This window comes from Microbacterium sp. LWH7-1.2 (assembly GCF_038397755.1).
Taxonomy (GTDB): Bacteria; Actinomycetota; Actinomycetes; order Actinomycetales; family Microbacteriaceae; genus Microbacterium.
Genome location: NZ_CP151637.1, coordinates 883,975 through 903,167, shown reverse-complemented (window position 1 = coordinate 903,167; position 19,193 = coordinate 883,975). Strand labels below are relative to the sequence as shown.

16 protein-coding genes and 4 tRNA genes are annotated in these 19,193 nt (G+C 68.7%); 12 read left to right on the top strand and 8 right to left on the bottom strand.

The features are described 5' to 3' along the window. Position 1 precedes the first annotated feature (1 nt). Positions 2-1,831 (bottom strand): peroxidase family protein, encoded by a 1,830-nt coding sequence (locus MRBLWH7_RS04305; RefSeq protein ID WP_341999483.1) that lies wholly within the window; start codon positions 1,829-1,831, stop codon positions 2-4. Between the two features lie 367 nt (positions 1,832-2,198). On the opposite strand from MRBLWH7_RS04305, the gene MRBLWH7_RS04300 reads away from it, so the two are divergent. Genes MRBLWH7_RS04300 through MRBLWH7_RS04290 form a run of 3 tightly spaced genes read left to right on the top strand, consistent with a single transcriptional unit; the run spans position 2,199 to position 5,916 of the window. Beyond that, positions 2,199-4,619, top strand: coding sequence for a GMC family oxidoreductase (locus tag MRBLWH7_RS04300; protein ID WP_341999481.1), 2,421 nt, complete (start codon positions 2,199-2,201; stop codon positions 4,617-4,619). Further along, the gene (locus tag MRBLWH7_RS04295) at positions 4,616-5,656 is read left to right on the top strand and encodes an alpha/beta fold hydrolase (protein ID WP_341999479.1); all 1,041 of its coding nucleotides are present in this window, start codon (positions 4,616-4,618) and stop codon (positions 5,654-5,656) included. The genes MRBLWH7_RS04300 and MRBLWH7_RS04295 overlap by 4 nt, the downstream gene beginning before the upstream one ends. 47 nt (positions 5,657-5,703) lie before the next feature. Next, positions 5,704-5,916, top strand: a complete 213-nt coding sequence (locus MRBLWH7_RS04290; RefSeq protein WP_341999477.1) for a KTSC domain-containing protein — start codon at positions 5,704-5,706, stop codon at positions 5,914-5,916. A gap of 46 nt (positions 5,917-5,962) precedes the next feature. Here MRBLWH7_RS04290 and MRBLWH7_RS04285 read toward each other — a convergent pair. From MRBLWH7_RS04285 to MRBLWH7_RS04275, 3 genes are all read right to left on the bottom strand, one after another. Beyond that, positions 5,963-6,037 (bottom strand) — tRNA-Val (locus tag MRBLWH7_RS04285). Between the two features lie 25 nt (positions 6,038-6,062). Further along, positions 6,063-6,136, bottom strand: a tRNA-Cys gene (locus MRBLWH7_RS04280). 52 nt (positions 6,137-6,188) lie between these two features. Next, positions 6,189-6,261: transfer RNA gene (locus tag MRBLWH7_RS04275), tRNA-Gly, on the bottom strand. Positions 6,262-6,416: 155 nt separating this feature from the next. Here MRBLWH7_RS04275 and MRBLWH7_RS04270 point away from each other — a divergent pair. The 3 genes from MRBLWH7_RS04270 (at position 6,417) to MRBLWH7_RS04260 (ending at position 7,783) form a co-directional block, all read left to right on the top strand. After that, positions 6,417-6,492, top strand: a tRNA-Val gene (locus MRBLWH7_RS04270). Between the two features lie 116 nt (positions 6,493-6,608). Then, on the top strand, positions 6,609-6,797 hold the full coding sequence (locus tag MRBLWH7_RS04265) for a hypothetical protein (protein WP_341999475.1): 189 nt from the start codon (positions 6,609-6,611) through the stop codon (positions 6,795-6,797). A gap of 77 nt (positions 6,798-6,874) precedes the next feature. Further along, positions 6,875-7,783, top strand: coding sequence for a hypothetical protein (locus MRBLWH7_RS04260; protein ID WP_341999473.1), 909 nt, complete (start codon positions 6,875-6,877; stop codon positions 7,781-7,783). A gap of 236 nt (positions 7,784-8,019) precedes the next feature. On the opposite strand, the gene MRBLWH7_RS04255 is transcribed toward MRBLWH7_RS04260, so the two are convergent. The 3 genes from MRBLWH7_RS04255 to zapE form a co-directional block, all read right to left on the bottom strand. Further along, on the bottom strand, positions 8,020-8,541 hold the full coding sequence (locus MRBLWH7_RS04255; protein WP_341999471.1) for a type II toxin-antitoxin system PemK/MazF family toxin: 522 nt from the start codon (positions 8,539-8,541) through the stop codon (positions 8,020-8,022). A 102-nt stretch (positions 8,542-8,643) separates the two neighbouring features. Then, positions 8,644-9,912: an ammonium transporter gene (locus MRBLWH7_RS04250; RefSeq protein WP_341999469.1), complete on the bottom strand. Its 1,269-nt coding sequence runs from the start codon at positions 9,910-9,912 to the stop codon at positions 8,644-8,646. A gap of 171 nt (positions 9,913-10,083) precedes the next feature. Beyond that, entirely contained in the window at positions 10,084-11,112 is a 1,029-nt protein-coding gene (zapE, locus tag MRBLWH7_RS04245; RefSeq protein WP_341999467.1) for a cell division protein ZapE, read from the bottom strand. A 162-nt stretch (positions 11,113-11,274) separates the two neighbouring features. On the opposite strand from zapE, the gene MRBLWH7_RS04240 reads away from it, so the two are divergent. Together MRBLWH7_RS04240 and MRBLWH7_RS04235 are read left to right on the top strand one after the other, a co-directional pair. Beyond that, the gene (locus MRBLWH7_RS04240; RefSeq protein WP_341999465.1) at positions 11,275-12,180 is read left to right on the top strand and encodes a sulfurtransferase; all 906 of its coding nucleotides are present in this window, start codon (positions 11,275-11,277) and stop codon (positions 12,178-12,180) included. Between the two features lie 34 nt (positions 12,181-12,214). Continuing rightward, positions 12,215-12,655, top strand: coding sequence for a SufE family protein (locus MRBLWH7_RS04235; protein ID WP_341999463.1), 441 nt, complete (start codon positions 12,215-12,217; stop codon positions 12,653-12,655). 16 nt (positions 12,656-12,671) lie between these two features. Here MRBLWH7_RS04235 and MRBLWH7_RS04230 read toward each other — a convergent pair whose 3' ends face one another. Then, complete coding sequence (locus MRBLWH7_RS04230) at positions 12,672-13,925, bottom strand: alpha/beta fold hydrolase (protein ID WP_341999461.1); 1,254 nt, start codon at positions 13,923-13,925, stop codon at positions 12,672-12,674. A 25-nt stretch (positions 13,926-13,950) separates the two neighbouring features. Between MRBLWH7_RS04230 and MRBLWH7_RS04225 the strand changes: the two genes are divergently transcribed. From MRBLWH7_RS04225 to MRBLWH7_RS04210, 4 genes are all read left to right on the top strand, one after another. Continuing rightward, the gene (locus tag MRBLWH7_RS04225; protein WP_341999459.1) at positions 13,951-14,541 is read left to right on the top strand and encodes a DUF3000 domain-containing protein; all 591 of its coding nucleotides are present in this window, start codon (positions 13,951-13,953) and stop codon (positions 14,539-14,541) included. Then, positions 14,534-15,733: a ribonuclease D gene (locus tag MRBLWH7_RS04220; protein WP_341999457.1), complete on the top strand. Its 1,200-nt coding sequence runs from the start codon at positions 14,534-14,536 to the stop codon at positions 15,731-15,733. Before MRBLWH7_RS04225 ends, MRBLWH7_RS04220 begins: the two co-directional genes overlap by 8 nt. 72 nt (positions 15,734-15,805) lie before the next feature. Next, positions 15,806-17,011: a thiolase family protein gene (locus MRBLWH7_RS04215; RefSeq protein WP_341999455.1), complete on the top strand. Its 1,206-nt coding sequence runs from the start codon at positions 15,806-15,808 to the stop codon at positions 17,009-17,011. Positions 17,012-17,022: 11 nt separating this feature from the next. After that, the gene (locus MRBLWH7_RS04210) at positions 17,023-19,182 is read left to right on the top strand and encodes a 3-hydroxyacyl-CoA dehydrogenase NAD-binding domain-containing protein (protein WP_342001909.1); all 2,160 of its coding nucleotides are present in this window, start codon (positions 17,023-17,025) and stop codon (positions 19,180-19,182) included. Positions 19,183-19,193: the final 11 nt, after the last annotated feature.

Here is a 19,193-nt window from a genome sequence, read left to right as displayed (position 1 = left end):
CTCATCCCGCGGTGCTCGCCGCAGCTGATGCCGTGCTGGTGGAGCGTTCGGCTGTGGAGCCGACGACGTTCCACGGGGCGAACGCGTTCTTGACGCCGTCCAGCGACGGCGAGAGCTGCGGGTAGTGGCGAAGGAGCACCGAGGCCATCGTGTTGTCGGCGACCCACTGCATCCCGGTCTTCGTGTAGTACTCCTCGGTGTAGCAGTCGGTGATGAACCGGTCGCTCTTGAGCCGGCGGCTGGCCATGAGGATGAACACACGGAAGGCGGTGTCACTGAACCCGAATCCCGGCGGAGGCGTCTCGGCATGCATGCCCACCTGCAGATCGACCTTCTCGACGTCGCCGTACATGGCCTCGAGCTCCCGAGCCCAGGTCGCGTTGTCGGTGAGCTCATCGAACGTCGTGGCGGGCTTCAGGTGCAGCTGGCGGCGGAACTCGTTGTACCGCGGGACGCCGCGTTCGCGATCGCGCATGACGTCGAGGGCGGCGAGGTCGAGGCGCAGCCCGTCGGGCAGCGTGATGTCCTGCATCCAGCGCGGGAAGTTGTGCAGCTGGACGGCTCCCGGATGCTGCACCCCGAACGAGTACCAGAGGTCCTGGACCTTCGCGCCCGAGGTGAGCACGCGGTGGGCGTTGAGCAGGATGATCTCCTGGAACTCCATGCTGTCCACCAGCGAGCCGTCGTCGAGCGAGTGGACCTCGAGGGTGTCGGGCAGAAGCGGGTGGAGGCGGTACACCGCCGCAAACTCCTCTGTCAGCTGATACGGCGAGCCGTGGTGGTCGAACCCGGATCCCGGAATGCCGCTGATGACGTCGCTCTTGCTCAGGCGGCCGAACATGCGGTGGAGCTTCTCCTCCGCGAGACCCCACCAGTTCGCACGCATGGCGACCTTGAGCACGGGGTGCGCGATGATCGCGGGCGTCCACTCCACCGTGTGGATCTTGGCGAGGAGAGCCGAGACGACCAGCTGCGCGGTGCCGAAGAGCTCGTCCTCGGTCATGCCGGGGTAGTCCTCCTTCAGCTGATCGCAGATCGCGTTGTGCTCGAGGGTGAACAGCGTATGCAGGAGTCCGAGGCCCACCCACCAGTTCTCGCTGAACCCGGTCAGGGCGACACCCGTGGCGGGGTCGAGGGGCAGGTTCCCGTCCTTGAGGACGAGCTTGCCGTCCACGTGGCTGCGCACCTGCTCGCGCCGCTCGGGAGTGCTGCCGTAGATCGACGACGCGTCCCACCAGTGCGAGTTGTTGTTGATGAACGTCGGTGGCAGGTCGCGGTCGGAGTCCGTGCGGGTGTCGTCCGCCTTCGTGCGCGGGATGCGCATCGGCCGCTCGAACCAGTCGTCGCCCTCGGCGACATCGATCTCGATGACGTCGGCGGGCTCCCTGCCGTGCGCGAACCAGTCGTGCGTCTGGAACTGGATCCATGCGGCGGCGAGGAGGTTGATCGAGGTCGCCGGGGTGAACGTCTCGCGGCGCATCAGCTTCCGGCTCACCTCCCGCGGGTTCGGCGTCATGAGCTCGTCGCCCTCGGCGGGCCAGGCGTGCGCCAGCGGCACGTTGCGCGCGAACCGCGTTCCCGCCTTGCCCATGTCGGGATCGCTCAGATCGTTGAACGAGCCGTCGGCGGTGCGGAATCGCCGTCGCTCCTCGCCGGCCGTCGCCGGGGTGACGCCCGGTGCACGGCCCGCGCCGCCCGGCGTGCGGGTGTCGATGAGGTTGTCCTCCCGCAACTCGTCGCGCAGCGCGATCAGGTTGAGCAGGCCCAGAAGGAAAGGAAGCCGGTACCACGGCCTCGTGCGATTGATCCTTGCGTAGAAGCGTCTGAGCACCTTGGGTCTCCTCGTAGCCGGCGGTTAACGCGGGAGGGCGGGTCCGTGGATCTGCCCGAATCTTAGTGAAGAGAGCACGCACGAACCATCCTTCGTACATGCGCCGCGCGGTAGTTTCGGAAGTCCTGCTCCGCAGCACGACTCGGGGCGTGATGCATCCGTTGCGGCGCCGTCGTCGGGATCACTAGTTTGAGTGCCGAGGGGGCGGTTCCGGGGCGACGTATCTTCTGCGGCGCCCGGGACTCCTCCGGTGTACGACCGTCTCCACCGAGTGTGTCGCCGAGCCCCGCAGAGAGGGAGTCGATGATCCGTACGCAACACGAGAACGACCAGAGGCACGCCGAGCTCCGTACGGAGGTGCTTTGACATGCCCGCGGCCGAACACGTCGACGCGGTGGTGGTGGGCTCCGGATTCGGGGCATCGGTCAGCGCCTACCGACTGGCCGAGGCGGGCCGCTCCGTCGTGCTGCTCGAGCGCGGACGCGCCTATCCGCCGGGCAGCTTCGCGCGCAATCCCTACGAGATGAGCCGGGCGTTCTGGGAGCCGAAGGACGAACTGCTCGGCCTGTTCGATGTGCGGTCCTTCCGCAAGCTCGAGGGCATCGTGTCGGCCGGCCTCGGCGGCGGATCGCTCATCTACGCCAACGTGCTCTTGCGCAAGGACGAGCGCTGGTTCGTGCACGATTCGCCGCTTCCCGGCGGCGGGTACGAGCACTGGCCGATCGGCCGCAACGACCTCGACCGGCACTACGACGCCGTCGAGGCGATGATGACGCCGGTACCCAACCCGTATCCCGATCTCCCCAAGGCGCGGGCGCTGCATGAGGCCGCGCAGGCGATGGGCCTGCAGGCCTTCTCTCCCCCGCTCGCCGTGGCGTTCGCCTCGCGACCGGGCGCGCAGCCGATCCCCAAGCAGATCGTCGACGAGCCCTCCTATGGAAACCTGCACGGCGCGACGCGACTGACCTGCCGGCTGTGCGGCGAATGCGACATCGGTTGCAACGAGGGGTCGAAGAACACCCTCGACCACAACTACCTGTCCGCCGCGGCCGCGCGCGGCGCCCAGCTCCGCACCCTCTGCGAGGTGTACGGCGTCACGCCGCTCGACGGCGGCGGGTATGAAGTGCGCTACGTGCGGTACGGCGAGCCCGACGCGAGCGGCCGTCACGAGCGCACGCATCTGCGCATCACATGCGACCAGCTGTTCCTCGGCGCGGGCACGTTCGGCACCACCGCGCTGCTGCTGCGCAACAGGGTGGCGCTGCCCGCTCTCGGACGCGCGCTGGGAACGCGCTTCAGCGGCAACGGCGACCTGCTCACCTTCTGCTTCGGCGCGCAGTCCACGACCGAGGCCGGGCACACGAGGATGATCGACCCGGCATACGGGCCGGTGATCACGACCGCGATCCGCAAGCCGGATGGACTCGACGAGGAGGGACAGGGCCGCGGGTACTACGTCCAGGAGGCCGGCTTCCCCGAGTTCACCAGCTGGCTCGTCGAGACCGCCCAGGTCACGGCGTCGATGCGCCGCGCTGCCGGTGTCGTCTCGCAGATGGTCGCGCATCGGCTGACGAACAAGAACGAGTCCACCATCTCGGCCGAGGTGGCCAAGCTCGTCGGTCAGGGGCGACTCACCTCCAGCTCTCTCCCCCTGCTCGGCATGGGCCGCGACACCCCCGACGGACGCATCACGCTCGTCGACGGCGAGATCGACGTGGAATGGACGACCGCGACCAGCAAGGCGTACTTCGATGCCATGCGTGAGACCATGCAGGGCATCACCGAGTCGCTCGGCGGCAGGTTCCGCGACAACCCGCTCTGGTGGACGAAACGCGTCGTGACCGTCCACCCGCTGGGCGGCACACCGATGGGCCGCGCTCCCCAGGAGGGCGTCGTCGACAGCTGGGGCGAATCGTTCGGCCACGCCGGGCTGTTCGTCGTGGACGGCTCCGCCGTGCCCGGCCCCGTCGGGCCCAATCCCTCGCTCACCATCGCCGCGATGGCCGACCGCGCCCTCGAGCACGCCCTCGAGAAGCCGAAGCCCCGGCGACGGCGCGCTGCGGCGGACGCGGCCCCCGCGCCGGTCGTCGAGGCGCCCGCAGACCCGGTCGCCGGCCGCGGAATGGAGTTCACCGAGAAGATGAAGGGCCACTTGGCCCTGGGCGAGACCGATCCGCTCGCCGGCTGGGAGCTCGGACGCCAGCTGGCGCAGCGATTCATGTTCCAGCTCACGATCACCGCACCGGATGTCGAGCGCTTCGCCGCCGGTGAGGATCACACCGCGATCGCCGAAGGGTACGTCGACTGCGACCTGCTCGGCGGACATCTGCCCGTGCAGCGCGGATGGGCGAACCTGTTCGTGACGGCGAAGGCGGCCCTCACCCGCGAGATGCGCTACCGGCTCTGGTTCAGCGACCTGTCCGGCCAGCCGCTCACGATGTACGGCTTCAAGACCGTGCGCAACGACCGTGGGTTCGACATGTGGACCGATACCTCCACCCTCTACATCTCCCTGATGCGCGGGCACGTCCCGCCGGGTGACAACGGCGCGCAGGATGCCCCCGCCGATGTGATCGGCGCGGGGATCCTGCGGATCCTGCCCCTCGATTTCGCCCGTCAGCTGACGACCTTCCGCGGGTCGGGATCCGGGCCGCTGGGCTCCATCGCACGCTTCGGGGCGTTCTTCGCCGGTTCGATGAAGGACGTGTACCTGCGCCCGAGACCGCCCGCACCGGGCACCGTTCCGGCAGCGGTCTCGTCGGAGGCCGCGCCGGAGGACCGATCGTGAGGGCGACGGCGCGCTTCCGGCACCAGGACGAGGTCCACTTCATCGACGCGGGCGATGGCGTCACGATCACGCTCATCCGCGTGCGCACCGACACCGGACCCACGAAGGGGCCGGTGCTCCTGCTGCACGGCGTGGCGATGCGGGCGGAGTCGTTCCGGCCCCCCGTCGCCCGCACGCTCGTCGACGTGCTCCTCGACGACGGCTGGGACGTCTGGATGCTCAACTGGCGCGGTTCGACCGACCTCGACCCGCGCCCCTGGACGCTCGACGACGTCGCGCTCCACGACATCCCCACCGCCGTCCGCTACGTGATCGCACAGACTGGCGCCTCGTCCCTCAGGGCGGTGGCGCACTGTCAGGGATCGACGGCCCTCAGCATGGCGGCGGTGAGCGGCCTCGTGCCCGAAGTCGACGTGATCGTGTCGAACGGCGTGTCGCTGCATCCTGTGATGCCGTCGTTCGCGCGCCTGAAGCTGCACACCCTGCGGCCTCTCGTGCAGCGCACGCAGTCGTACGTCGACGTGCCGTGGCGCGACGGCCCCGAGCGCGCGCTCCCCCGCGTGACCCGCAACGCGGTGCGGCTCTGGCACGCCGAGTGCGGCAACGCGAGTTGCAACATGGCGAGCTTCGCGCTCGGATCCGGGCATCCCGCGCTCTGGCGGCACGCGAATCTGGATGCTGCGACCCACGACTGGGTCGCGACCGAGTTCGGCCGCGTGCCGATGAGCTTCTACGCGCAGCTCGCCGCCTCGGACCGGGCGGGCCAGCTCGTGTCCATCCGTGGGAAGGGAGGACTCCCGTCGAGGTTCGCGGCGGGGGTGCCGCAGACGCAGGCGAGGTTCGCGCTGTTCGCGGGTGCCGAGAACAGGGCGTTCCTGCCGGAGAGTCAGAGGAAGACCCACGCGTACCTGGAACGGCATCAGCCAGGGCGACACTCGCTCACCGTGCTCCGCGGGTACGGCCACGCCGACGTCTTCCTCGGGGCACGTGCCCACATCGACGTATACCCGAGGGTCCTCGCCGAGCTGAACGCCTGACGCAGTGTCGGAGGTGCCGGCGCGGCGCCCCGGCGTAGCCTGAAGGCGTGCGACGACACCGTCTCGATTCCGCGGCGATCGCGTCGGCCGGGTATGACGCCGACACGGCCGTGCTCGAACTCGAGTTCACGTCCGGCGATGTGTATCGCTACTTCGCGGTCCCGCCCTCGGTGCACCGGGCGCTCCGCGAGTCCGACAGCGCCGGCAGGTTCTTCAGGGAGCGGATCAGGGAGGTGTATCCCTCGGAGCATGTCCGCTGATGTGCACGCGGAATGCGAAAGCCCCCGCCGAGGCGGGGGCTTCAGGTGGTGCGCGATACTGGGATCGAACCAGTGACCTCTTCCGTGTCAGGGAAGCGCGCTACCGCTGCGCCAATCGCGCCCGTGAAAGGGCTATTCAGTTCGAGTGGAGGTGGCGACGGGATTCGAACCCGTGTAAACGGCTTTGCAGGCCGGTGCCTAGCCGCTCGGCCACGCCACCGCGTGTGGTTTGACCCCACGTGCCGTGACCCCTGGAGGGATCCCTGCACTCGAGCGGATGACGAGACTCGAACTCGCGACCCTCACCTTGGCAAGGTGATGCGCTACCAACTGCGCTACATCCGCATTTCGTTCCCGGGTTGTTCACCCGGGCACTTGAAAGACTCTAACCGATCCGGGGCGTCCTGCAAAACCGGGTGCACCCCGCGCGTGTCTCGGCGATGTGGTTCGAGGCACCGGGCTGCATCCGGTAAGGTTGTTACTCGTCCCCCTCGGGGAACGGGCGATTGGCGCAGTTGGTAGCGCGCTTCCTTCACACGGAAGAGGTCATCAGTTCGAGTCTGGTATCGCCCACCAAGAAAACCCCTGGTTCGCCGGGGGTTTTCGCATTCCACCTATTCGCCCACGGCGCGTTGTGTGGAGAAATCGGCCGGTTGTGTGGAATTGGCGTCCGCGAGCGCTTCTCGTCGGCAGTGACGGCGGGCACCGGCTGGGGCATCCCGCGGGTGCACGCGATCCTGGTGCGCCGGAATGACGTCGACCTGGCCGTGGACCGTTCGGCGTACTTCACCAGCGACCGCACGGCGATCCGCGCGACCATGCGCGTGTCGTTCGCGTTCCCGCACGCGGCCGCGATTCAGAGGATCACCCTGAGCGACTGACGCGACCCCAACCGCGCACCACTCCCGCGCTCTCCTGCGTGGGAGGGGTGCGTCATGCTTGCCCTGAGGAGGCGTACATGCTGGATGGTGATGGTTGGTCCCTCGGGTCGAACACGAAGGGAAGTGTCCGCGTTGACAGGCCCCTCACCGACGAGGAGCGGAAGCGGATACCCCTCGCGATGGAGCGGATGCGCGACTTCGCGGGCCATACGCTGATCGGGCCACTCATCGACGCGTTGAACGCGCTTACCGAGACGCTGGACGAGATTCCCTCGGTCACGCCTACCGACTTCGAGCGTGGTGAGTTCCGGTCGCGTCTGAACGGACGCCTCAGCGCCGCGCTGACAGCCTTCACTGGACTCCGGGCAACTATCGAGACGACGGCAAGTTCTCTATCGTTTCCGATGGGAAGCACTGCGCCTGCGAACTTCGACACCCTGTACAAGAAGCATCACGCCTTCCGGTTGGTGTGGATGCTCCGCAACGTCGAGCAGCACTACCGGTCAGCGACGAGCGCCATAACCGTGTCAAAGGACCGGGACCCCGACACTGGTGAGAATCGAACCCGACCCATGGTCGACGTGCCCGCGTTGTGTGAGAGGTACATCAAGGAGGCGGAGCCTCCATATCGGAAGGCGTGGGAGCAGTTCCGCGACCTATGGGCAGGTCAGCCCGCACAGGTCGATCTCCGGTGGGCGTTCCACGACGCCTTCAACGCCTGCCACACCATCGTTGCGATGTACATGCGCGAAGCCGAACCCGTCATCCTCGATGACGTGCGGTACATCTCGCGCCTCATTGGCGAGGTCGAGCCGATCGGCTCCGCATGCGTCCTTCGCGTGGAGGAGGACGACGATGAGTCCCTCATCCACATCAACATGTCTCCGCTGAGCCCTGTGACCGTGGGTGAGGCGCTCGCGACATTGGACGCGGCGCGGCGAATCCTCGGGCAGCTTCCTATCGACCTCGGCCAGGCGCAGGACTAGCCAACAGATGTGTAGAGCCGTGTGTGGAATCCACACGCGGTACGGCCCCGTCACGCGATGGGACAGAACGGGACGAGTCCCCGCCTGGAGCCCGTATCCAGGGGGCAGACGGGGACTCGCCGGTATGGGGTGGGATGCCGTTTCCCTCTTTCACACAGAAGAGGTCATCAGTTCGAGTCTGGTATCGCCCACCACCACAGAAGGCCCGGTCACGACAGTGATCGGGCCTTCTCGCGTCAGTCGCCGACATCCCAGCCGTAGCGGCGGTGGAGGGCGTCCGCAACGAGGACGAACCGGTTCAGATCGAGGGCGGATGCCTCGCGCCGCATGCCGTCGCGATGCACGCTGTAGAGCTGCTCGATATCGAGCCACGACGGGCGACCCTGCGAGTCCCAGTCCCCTGTGCCGAGGGCGAGGAAGTCCCGGTCGCCGTCGTGCGGCTTGCTGGTGAGACGGACGGCGTAGACGCGGTCGGCGCTCTGCCTCGCGATCACGAGGAGCGGGCGGTCCTTACCGCGGCCGTCGTTCTCGGTGTACGGCACCCACGTCCAGATGATCTCGCCCGCGTCCGGGTCGCCGTCGTGGTCCGGGGCGTAAGTGATCCGCAGCGCTCCCCTGCCGGGCGGCGCCACCTCCACGGTCGCCGTCGGGCCGCTGCGGCCGTCTTCGGACGCGGGTGCGGTCGTGGAGGACCCTGCCGTCCGGTGGGGCCGGAACATGCTGCTCAGGATGCCGCGCAACCCGCTTCGCTGTGTCACGATCGCCATCCTAGGATCGCCGGGGGTCGGCGCCCGGGAACGCCGAAGGGCGCCGCGGTCCGGGGGGAAACCGCGACGCCCTTTGGGAGCGGATGCCGTGTGTCAGGCGCGAGTGCCCTCGAGCACGTAGCCCTCTTCACCGTGGACGACGGTGTCGATACCGGCGACCTCGTCCTCGTTCTTGACGCGGAAGCCGACGGTCTTCTGGATGACCCAGCCGATGACGTAGGCGAGCACGAAGGAGTAGACCAGCACCGCCAGGGCGGCGATCGCCTGGACCATCAGCTGGGTGCCGTTGCCGGTCCAGAAGAGGCCGGTGCTCTTGGCGAAGAAGCCGAGGTACAGGGTGCCGAGGAGGCCGCCGACGAGATGGATGCCCACCACGTCGAGCGAGTCGTCGAAGCCCCACTTGTACTTGAGCTCGATGGCGAGGGCGCACACGGCACCGGCCAGGAAGCCGAGCAGGATCGCCCAGATCGGGTCGAGCGAGGCGCACGCGGGCGTGATCGCCACGAGACCGGCGACGGCACCCGAGGCGGCGCCGACGGAGGTGGGCTTGCCATCCTTGATCTTCTCCACGATCAGCCACGCGAGCAGTGCCGCGGCCGGGGCGGCGATGGTGTTCACGAAAGCGAGGGCGGCCGTGTTGTCGGCCGCGAGCTCCGAGCCCGCGTTGAAGCCGAACCAGCCGAACCACAGCAGGCCCGCGCCCAGCAGCACGAACGGAGGGTTGTGCGGCACGTGCACGCCCTTCTGGAAGCCGACGCGCTTGCCGAGGACGAGCGCAAGGGCGAGGGCGGCCGCACCGGCGTTGATGTGGACTGCGGTGCCGCCGGCGAAGTCGATCGCACCGACGCCGAACCACTCCTGCATGCCGTAGGTGATCCAGCCGCCGTACGCGAAGCTGCCGTCCTCGGCGAGGCCGAAGTTGAACACCCAGCTCGCAACGGGGAAGTACACGATCGTCGCCCAGATAGCGGCGAAGACGAGCCACGCGCCGAACTTCGCGCGGTCCGCGATGGCGCCCGATACGAGGGCGACGGTGATGATGGCGAACGTGGCCTGGAACGCGACGAAGGCGAGCGGCGGGTAGGCAGCGCCCTCCGGAGCCTCCAGCAGACTCGTGAGCCCCAGCGCCGACCAGTCGATCGACCACGGCGCCACGAGGCCGTCAGCACCGGGGAATGCGATCGCGTAGCCGTAGACGACCCACAGGACGCCGATCAGGCCCATGGCGCCGAAGCTCAGCATCATCATGCTGATGACGCTCTTGGCCTTGACGAGACCGCCGTAGAAGAACGCAAGTCCTGGCGTCATCAACAGGACGAGTGCTGCCGCTATCAGGATGAATGCGGTGTTGCCTTGATCCATCTCGAAGAGAACCTCTCTGCAGGGACGCAGGTATAGCGTCGGGTTCACTCAGTGTGCCGAGGCTCCGTTTCGGCAGCGGGACGACCCGTGTTTCCCCTTCGTTACGCGAGGGGCGCGCACGTAAACATCGTGTTTCGGCGCGCCGAACACCGGCTCCGAGAACGGCGCGCTTCAGGCGAGCGTCGAGGCGACGAGCCGCGAGATCGCGCGCAGGTACTTCTTGCGGTAGCCGCCCGCGAGCATCTCCTCCGGGAAGACGAGGTCGAGCGACGTGCCGGTGGCGCGGATCGGCAGCTGCGCGTCGTAGACGCGGTCGATGAACGCGACGAACCGCAGCGCCGCCGACTGGTCGGTGAAAGGGGCCACGTCCCTCAGGCCGACGACCGCCAGCCCTTCGATGAGGCGGATGTAGCGCGAGGGGTGGACGTGCGCGAGGTGCGCGACGAGCGCCTCGAACGTGTCGTCCGACGCGAGTCCCGTGGTGGCGGCGTCCGCGATCGCCGCCTCATAGTGGGGCAGATCGAGAACGACGGCATGCCCGTCGACCGCGCGGTGGCGGAAGTCCGTGCCGTCGATGCGGATGGTCTGGAAGCTCGAGGCCATCGCGTGGATCTCGCGGAGGAAGTCCTGCGCGGCGAAGCGCCCCTCGCCGAGGGCGTTGGGAGGGGTGTTGGATGTCGCGGCCAGCCTGGTTCCCGAGGTGACGAGCTCGCCCAGCAGCCGCGTCATGACCATGGTGTCGCCGGGATCGTCGAGTTCGAACTCGTCGATGCAGAGCAGATCCGCGCCGCGGAAGAGCTCGACGGTGTTCTGGTAGCCGAGCGCACCCACGAGCGCCGTGTACTCGATGAAGGATCCGAAGTACTTCCGACGGGCCGGCATCGCGTGGTACACGGCGGCGAGGAGGTGGGTCTTGCCGACGCCGAACCCGCCGTCGAGGTAGACGCCGGGCTTGAGCTCAGGGCGCTTGGCTCGACGGAACAGGCCGCCCTTGGCCGGCGCGGCGGCACCTGAGAACGCCTGGAGCAGGTCCTTCGCCTCCTGCTGGGACGGATAGGCCGGGTCGGCGCGGTACGTGTCGAACGTCGCGTCGGCGAACTGGGGCGGCGGGACCAGCGCGGCGACCATCTCGGCACCGGCGAGCTGCGGGGCGCGCTCCGCGAGGTGGACGACGCCGGTGCGGGTGGCGGAGACGGTCATGCGGATCCTGTGTCGGTGTCTTACGGAGGGGCTGTGGCGCCCCCCGCGGGAATCTAGGGTCGGAGTCGACGGTTCAACCCTAACCGTCAGCCGTGCGCGCCCGCCCCCGCTTGATGGCGGATGACGGCCGCTCGAACCTCGCACCCGAATCCAGGAGACGCCATGACCGTCGAGACCGACACCTCGTCCGAGAAGTTCGCCGAGTACTCCGAGCCGGGGCGACTCGTGACGGGCGACTGGCTCGAGGCGAACCTGGACCGCAAGGGCCTCGTCGTCGTCGAGTCCGATGAGGACGTGCTGCTGTACGAGACGGGCCACATCCCGGGCGCCGTGAAGGTCGACTGGCACACCGAGCTCAACGATCCGGTCGTGCGCGACTACGTCGACGGTGCGGGCTTCGCCGCGCTGCTCAGCAGGAAGGGAATCTCCCGCGACGACACCGTCGTGATCTACGGAGACAAGAACAACTGGTGGGCCGCGTACGCGCTGTGGGTGTTCTCCCTGTTCGGGCACGAGGATGTCCGCCTCCTCGACGGCGGACGAGACAGGTGGATCGCCGAGGGGCGACCGATCACGACGGATGCCCCGAACCCGGAGCCGACCGAATACCCGGTCGTGGAGCGCGACGACTCCGTCCTGCGCGCCTATAAGGACGACGTGCTCGCCCACCTCGGCCGTGGACCGCTCATCGACGTGCGCTCCCCCGAGGAATACGACGGATCCCGCACGTCGGCGCCGGCGTACCCCGAGGAAGGAGCCCTGCGCGGCGGACACATCCCGTCGGCGCAGAGCGTGCCGTGGGCGCGCGCCGTCGCCGAGGACGGCGGCTTCCGGCCCCGCGCGGAGCTGGACGCCATCTACCGCGGCGAGGTCGGGCTCCAGGACGGCGACGCGATCGTCGCCTACTGCCGCATCGGCGAGCGGTCCAGCCACACGTGGTTCGTCCTCAAGCACCTCCTCGGCTTCGAGGACGTCCGCAACTACGACGGGTCGTGGACCGAGTGGGGCAGCGCGGTGCGTGTGCCGATCGTGGCGGGTGCCGAGCCGGGAGATGCGCCTCTGCGCTGAGCCGCAGCATCCGTCTCGTGGGAAAATGGCGGAGATGACCGAATCCGTCCTGCCTGACCGTCTCGCCGAGATCCGCGACGAGTTCCTCGAGCTGCCTGAGCCCGATCGGCTCCAGCTGCTCCTGGAGTACTCGTACGAGCTGCCGTCGATGCCCGTGGAATACGAGGGTCACCCGGAACTGTACGAGCGCGTGGTCGAGTGCCAGTCGCCGGTGTTCATCGTCGTGGACGTCGACGCCGACGGCACCGTCGCGATGCACGCGACGGCTCCGCCCGAGGCGCCGACGACGCGCGGATTCGCGAGCATCCTGGCGCAGGGCCTCACCGGCCTCACGACCGCGGAGGTGCTGGCGGTGCCGGGCGACTTCCCGCAGACGCTGGGCCTCACGCGAGTGGTGTCGCCCCTGCGCATCTCCGGGATGACCGGAATGCTCCTGCGCGCCCAGCGTCAGGTGCGCGCCAGATCGGCGGCCTGATGCCCATCGGGGGTCGTCAGTCCGCGACGATCCCGTGAGCGGCGAGCCACGTGCCGATGCTGGCGGTCCAGCGCTCCTGGTCGTAGTTCCACAGCTTGGTGTGCCGCGCGACCTCGAACACCTGCATCTCGACCAGATCCGGACGGGCGGCGACGAGGTCGTGCGACGCGTCTGACGGCACGAATCCGTCGTCGTCGCTGTGGAGGATGAGGATCGGATGCCGCAGCTCCGCGGCCCGCGCGACGACGTCGAGCTGGTCGAGACGGATGGCGGCGCCCGTACGGGTCAGCGGGGAGGCCCACTCGGCCTGCAGCGCCTCGATTGCGAGACGGCTGACGGCGCCCGGGACGCGCTCCGCACGGGCCTGGAAGTCGAGCACGATCCGCCAGTCGACCACCGGCGATTCGAGGATGAGACCTGCGATGGCGTCACCGTGCGCCGAGTTGAGCGCGAGCTGCAGCGCGATCGCGCCGCCCATGGACCAGCCCATGACGATGATCCGGCGTGCGCCGCGTCGCCTCGCGAAGCCGACGGCCGCATCGACGTCTCTCCACTCGGTGGCCCCGAGCGCGTACGTGCCGTTGCGGCTGCGCGGCGCCTCGCCGTCGTTGCGGTACGACACCACGAGCGACGTGATGCCGAGCGCGTGGAACACGGGCACCGCACGCAAGCACTCGGCCCGGGTGGTGCCGCGCCCGTGCACCTGGATGACCCAGGTGTCGCCGTCGCCGGCCGGGAACTGCCACGCAGGGCACGGGCCGACGGTGGAGCCGATGAGCTCGGGGGTGAACGAAAGGTGCAGCTGCTCGGGGTGGTCGTAGTACCAGCCGCTGAACGCCGCCTCGGGGGCGAGGCTCGCGTCCGCCGGGATGTGCGTGAGGAGCTTGCGCTTGACGCTCGAGGCGTCCTCCGACAGCACCGAGCCGAGCTTGATGTAATCGGACGTGCCGGACGTGAACAGCCCGTAGCGTCCGGGGAGCTCCGTGTCGGCCGTGCGCGACAGGGTGATCGTCTGCGCGGCGGTGTCGAGCGCGAGGATGCGAGTGTCGGACTGCCGGCGCGCCGGAGTGACGACCTTGCGCGCCATCACCACCGAACCCGCCGCGAGGGCGCCGAGCACAGCAGCCAGCGCCACGCTCAGCACCGTGAGCGCGGCCTTCACACCGGCGACGAGGGCGGGCGTCCTGCGCCTGCGGCGAGGAGCGAGAGCCTTCGGCCCTCCCGGGTAACTGCGTGCGCCGTCCCATGCGGCGCGCCTGGAGGCGACCATCGAGGCATCAGCCTAGTCTGTCCGCGTGACTGAGCAGCGTCCCCCGGCGGCACCGGGCTCTTTCGAGCAGGCCGCCGAGGCGGTGCGCACGATCTCGTTCCGCGACGACCTCACCGTCCGCGAGATCGCCGCGCCGCAGGGTCTCGCGCCGAACGCGTTCGCGATCGCGGGCGACGTGCGTCCCGAGCCCGACTCCGCGGACTCGCCTTACGGCACGGGGCGGCTGGTGCTCCTGCACGATCCGGAGGAGCCCGCGCCCTGGAACGGTCCGTGGCGGATCGTGTGCTTCGCGCAGGCCCCGCTCGAGCCGGAGATCGGGGTGGATCCGCTGCTCGCGGACGTCGCGTGGACCTGGCTCACCGATGCGCTCGAGTCACGACGCGCCGCCTACCACTCGGCGTCCGGCACCGCCACGAAGACACTCTCCAAGGGTTTCGGCGCGCTGGCCGCGGAGGGCGACGGGGCGCAGATAGAACTGCGCGCGTCCTGGACCCCGGAAGGCGCGATCGCTCCGCACGTGGAAGCATGGGCGGAGTTGGTTTGCATGCTTGCAGGGCTTCCGCCCGGCTCGGAAGGGATCGCGATGCTCGGTTCGCACAGGTCGCCACGTGGCTGAATACGACGTGATCGACGAGGTCGCGCGCGTCGGAGAGGCCGCACGGCGCCTGGCAGACGGGAAGGGACCCGTCGCCGTCGACGTCGAGCGCGCCTCGGGGTTCCGCTACTCGCAGCGGGCCTACCTGGTGCAGGTGTACCGGCGCGGTGCGGGCGTGTTCCTCTTCGATCCCCCGCCGATCGGCGACTTCCGCGCCCTCGAGGACGCGATCGGTGCCGAGGAATGGGTGCTGCACGCCGCGAGTCAGGACCTGCCGTCGCTGCGCGAGATCGGTCTCGAGCCCGCCTCCATCTTCGACACCGAGCTCGCCGCCCGCCTCCTCGGGCACGAGCGAGTGGGTCTCGCCGCCGTCGTCGAGGACACGCTGGGCATCACGCTCGCGAAGGCCCACTCCGCGTCGGATTGGTCGATGCGTCCACTCCCCCAGACGTGGCTCGAATACGCGGCACTCGACGTCGAACACCTCGTGGACGTGCGCGACAAACTGGTGGCGGAACTCCTGGAACAGGGCAAGACGGAGTTCGCCGCGGAGGAGTTCCGCGCCGTGCTCGAGCGCGAGCCCAAGCCTCCGCGTGAGGAGCCATGGCGCCGCCTGTCGGGCCTGCACACGGTGCGCGGCCGCAAGGCGCTGGCCGTCGCCCGCGAACTGTGGACAGCCCGCGAGGAGTACGCGAGGGAGGAGGACGTCGCACCCGGGCGGCTCGTCCCCGACCGTGCTCTGGTCGCCGCCGTGCTGGCGGATCCCCAGTCCAAGAGCGCCCTCGCCGCCGTGAAGGACTTCACCGGCCGGGCGAGCCGCTCCCAGCTCGACCGCTGGTGGGCGGCGATCGAGGCCGGACGTGCCGTCACGCAGCTTCCCCTGGAACGTGCGACCGGCGGAGACACGCTGCCGCCGCCGCGGGCGTGGGCCGATCGCAACCCGGAGGCCGACGCCCGTCTCAAGGCGGCGCGCCCTGTCGTGGAGCAGCGTGCCGAGGAGCTCCACATGCCCACCGAGAACCTGCTCACTCCCGAGCTGCTGCGACGCGTCGCCTGGGCTCCGCCGCGACAGTTGGACGCGGCATCCATCGGTGAAGCCCTGTCGGCCCTGGGTGCGCGACCCTGGCAGATTGCGCAGACCGCACAGGTGATCGCCGATGCCTTTGTGGGATCCGTGCAAGTCGCGTCGGAGGCGTCGGAAACCGCTTCGTAGGTTTCCCCCACCCGATTCCGACCGCTCCACGCGCCCTCCTAGGCTGGCGACATCCCTACTTTTGGAGGCAGAGTGGCCGAGATTTCGGACGTCTTCTTCGTCGATGGAATGCGCACCCCGTTCGGGCGCGCAGGCGAGAAAGGCATGTACTGGAACACCCGCGCGGACGACCTCGCCGTCAAGGCGACGATCGGGCTCATGGAGCGCAATCCCGGCGTTCCCAAGGACCGCGTCGACGATGTCGGGATCGCCGCGACCAGCCAGACCGGTGACCAGGGGCTGACCCTCGGCCGCAGCGTCGCGATCCTCTCCGGGCTCCCCCAGACGGTTCCGGGCTTCGCGATCGACCGCATGTGCGCGGGTGCCATGACGAGCGTCACCACGATGGCGGGCTCGATCGGCGTGGGCATGTACGACGTCGCTCTCGCGGGCGGCGTCGAGCACATGGGCCACCACCCCATCGGCGGCAACGCCGACCCGAACCCGCGTTTCGTCGCGGAGAAGATGGTCGACCCCGGCGCGCTCAACATGGGGGTTACCGCCGAGCGCATCTTCGACCGGTTCCCGCACCTCACCAAGGAGCGCTCGGACCGCTACGGCATGCTCAGCCAGCACAAGGCGCAGGCCGCATATGACGCCGGCAAGATCCAGCCCGACCTGGTCTCGGTCGCCACCAAGGACGCCGACGGCTCCTGGGGCCTCGCGACCGAGGACGAGGGTCGCCGCCCGCAGACCACGATGGAAGACCTCGCCGGCCTCAAGACGCCGTTCCGCCCGCACGGCCGGGTGACCGCCGGCACGTCCTCGCCTCTCACCGACGGGGCGACGATGTCGCTGCTCGCCGGCGGCGGTGCGGTCAAGGAGCTGGGCCTGAAGCCGAAGATGAAGCTGGTCTCGTTCGCCTTCGCGGGCGTGCAGCCCGAGATCATGGGCATCGGCCCGATCCCGTCGACCGAGAAGGCGCTGAAGAAGGCGGGCATGACCATCGACGACATCGGCCTTTTCGAGCTGAACGAGGCGTTCGCCATCCAGGTGATCTCGCTGCTCGACCACTTCGGCATCGCCGACGACGATCCCCGGGTCAACCAGTGGGGCGGCGCCATCGCAGTCGGCCACCCGCTCGCCGCCTCGGGCGTGCGCCTGATGATCCAGCTCGCGGCCCAGTTCGCCGAGCGCCCCGACGTGCGCTACGGACTCACCGCGATGTGCGTCGGCCTCGGCCAGGGCGGCTCGGTCATCTGGGAGAACCCGCACTTCGACGGCAAGAAGCGGAAGTGAGTGACACGACGATGACGAACACCGTTTCCGAACAGTACGAACACATCGACTTCTCCCCCATCCTCGCCGTGACCGACGGCGAGGTGGTCACGCAGTCCCGGGTGCGCGACGTCCGTCTGGCCTCCGGCAAGGTGCTCGCACTGGTCACCCTCGACAACGGCCGCGACCACACCCGCCCGAACACGCTCGGCCCCGCCACGATGTTCCAGCTCGGCGAGACGCTCGACGCGCTGAAGGCACGGGCGGCCGCCGGCGAGATCCACGCGGTCGGCATCACCGGCAAGCAGTACATCCTGGCCGCCGGCGCCGACCTCAGCGACATCAGCAAGGTCGGCTCGAAGGACGACGCCCGCATGGTGGCCCAGCTCGGCCACAAGGTGTTCGGCAAGCTCTCCGAGCTGGGCGTGCCCACGTTCGCGTTCGTGAATGGGCTGGCACTCGGCGGCGGCCTCGAGATCGCACTCAACTCCACGTATCGGACGGTGGATGCCTCGGCCGCGGCGATCGCGCTCCCCGAGGTGTTCCTCGGCATCATCCCCGGCTGGGGCGGCGCATACCTGCTGCCGAACCTCATCGGCATCGAGAACGCGCTCGAGGTCGTGATCTCGAACCCGCTGAAGCAGAACCGCATGCTCAAGCCGCAGCAGGCGTTCGACTACGGCATCGTGGACGCGATCTTCCCTGCTGCGAACTACCTCGAGGACTCGCTGGCGTGGGCCGACGGCGTGCTCGGCGGGAAGATCAAGGTCGACCGGAAGAAGGAGCCGGGCAAGATCGAGCGCCTCACCAAGTGGCCGATCGCGATCAAGATGGCGCGCGGCATGCTCGAGTCCGAGATCGGTACCGTGCCCAAGTCCCCGTACGTGGCTCTCGACCTCCTCGACAAGGCGCGCAACGGCTCGAAGGCGGAAGGCTTCGCACGTGAGGACGAGGCCCTCGCCGAGCTCGTCACGGGCGACCAGTTCGCCGCATCCATGTACGCCTTCGATCTGGTGCAGAAGCGGGCCAAGCGTCCGGTCGGCGCTCCCGACAAGGAGCTCGCGAAGAAGGTCACGAAGGTCGGCATCATCGGCGCCGGTCTGATGGCCAGTCAGTTCGCGCTGCTGTTCGTGCGCAAGCTGCAGGTGCCGGTGCTCATCACCGACCTCGACCAGGCGCGCGTCGACAAGGGCGTGGCGTACATCCACGACGAGATCGGCAAGCTCGAGGCGAAGGGCCGGCTCGACGGCGACTCCGCCAACAGGCTGCGCGCACTCGTCACGGGCACGACCGACAAGAGCCTCTACGCGGACTGCGACTTCGTCATCGAGGCCGTCTTCGAAGAGGTCGGTGTGAAGCAGCAGGTGTTCGCGGAGATCGAGCAGATCATCGCCGAGGACGCGATCCTCGCCACCAACACCTCGTCGCTCTCGGTCGAGGAGATCGGCGCGAAGCTCGTCCACCCCGAACGCCTCGTCGGCTTCCACTTCTTCAACCCGGTCGCGGTCATGCCGCTCATCGAGATCGTGAAGACGCCGCAGACCTCGGAGGGCGCACTCTCGACGGCTTTCGTGGTCGCGAAGAACCTGGGCAAGAACGCGGTGCTCACCGCCGACGCGCCCGGCTTCGTCGTCAACCGCCTGCTGGCGAAGGTCATGGGCGAAGCTGCGCGTGCCGTGTACGAGGGCACTCCGGTCGCCGACGTCGAGAAGGCGTTCGCACCGCTCGGTCTGCCGATGGGGCCGTTCCAGCTCATCGACCTGGTGGGCTGGAAGGTCGCCGCACACGTGCAGGACACGATGGTGCGCGCGTTTCCCGAACGGTTCTATGCGAACGAGAACTTCCACGCGCTGGCGGAGCTGCCCGAAGTCGTCGAGAAGGACAAGGGCGGCCGCGTGACCGGCTGGACCAAGGCGGCCGAGAAGGTGCTCAAGCCCGCGGTGGGCTCGTCGCCGGCTTCCGCCGACGAGATCCTGCGCCGCGTGCAGGACGGGCTCGCACAGGAGATCAAGATCATGCTCGACGAGGGCGTGGTCCCCGAAGTCGAGGACATCGACCTCTGCCTCATCCTCGGCGCGGGCTGGCCGTTCGTCGACGGCGGCGCATCGCCCTACCTCGATCGAGAGGGTGCGTCCGAGCGCGTCTTCGACGACACCTTCCACCACCCGGTGATCAAGGGCATCGCCGGCTGACGCCGCGAACA

Bases quoted from the DNA above. Each gene is read 5' to 3' on its own strand.
- MRBLWH7_RS04300 (WP_341999481.1), top strand. From the start codon at position 2,199: ATGCCCGCGGCCGAACACGTCGACGCGGTGGTGGTGGGCTCCGGATTC.
- MRBLWH7_RS04260 (WP_341999473.1), top strand. From the start codon at position 6,875: ATGCTGGATGGTGATGGTTGGTCCCTCGGGTCGAACACGAAGGGAAGT.
- MRBLWH7_RS04250 (WP_341999469.1), bottom strand. From the start codon at position 9,912: ATGGATCAAGGCAACACCGCATTCATCCTGATAGCGGCAGCACTCGTC.
- zapE (WP_341999467.1), bottom strand. From the start codon at position 11,112: ATGACCGTCTCCGCCACCCGCACCGGCGTCGTCCACCTCGCGGAGCGC.
- MRBLWH7_RS04240 (WP_341999465.1), top strand. From the start codon at position 11,275: ATGACCGTCGAGACCGACACCTCGTCCGAGAAGTTCGCCGAGTACTCC.
- MRBLWH7_RS04235 (WP_341999463.1), top strand. From the start codon at position 12,215: ATGACCGAATCCGTCCTGCCTGACCGTCTCGCCGAGATCCGCGACGAG.
- MRBLWH7_RS04230 (WP_341999461.1), bottom strand. From the start codon at position 13,925: ATGGTCGCCTCCAGGCGCGCCGCATGGGACGGCGCACGCAGTTACCCG.
- MRBLWH7_RS04210 (WP_342001909.1), top strand. From the start codon at position 17,023: ATGACGAACACCGTTTCCGAACAGTACGAACACATCGACTTCTCCCCC.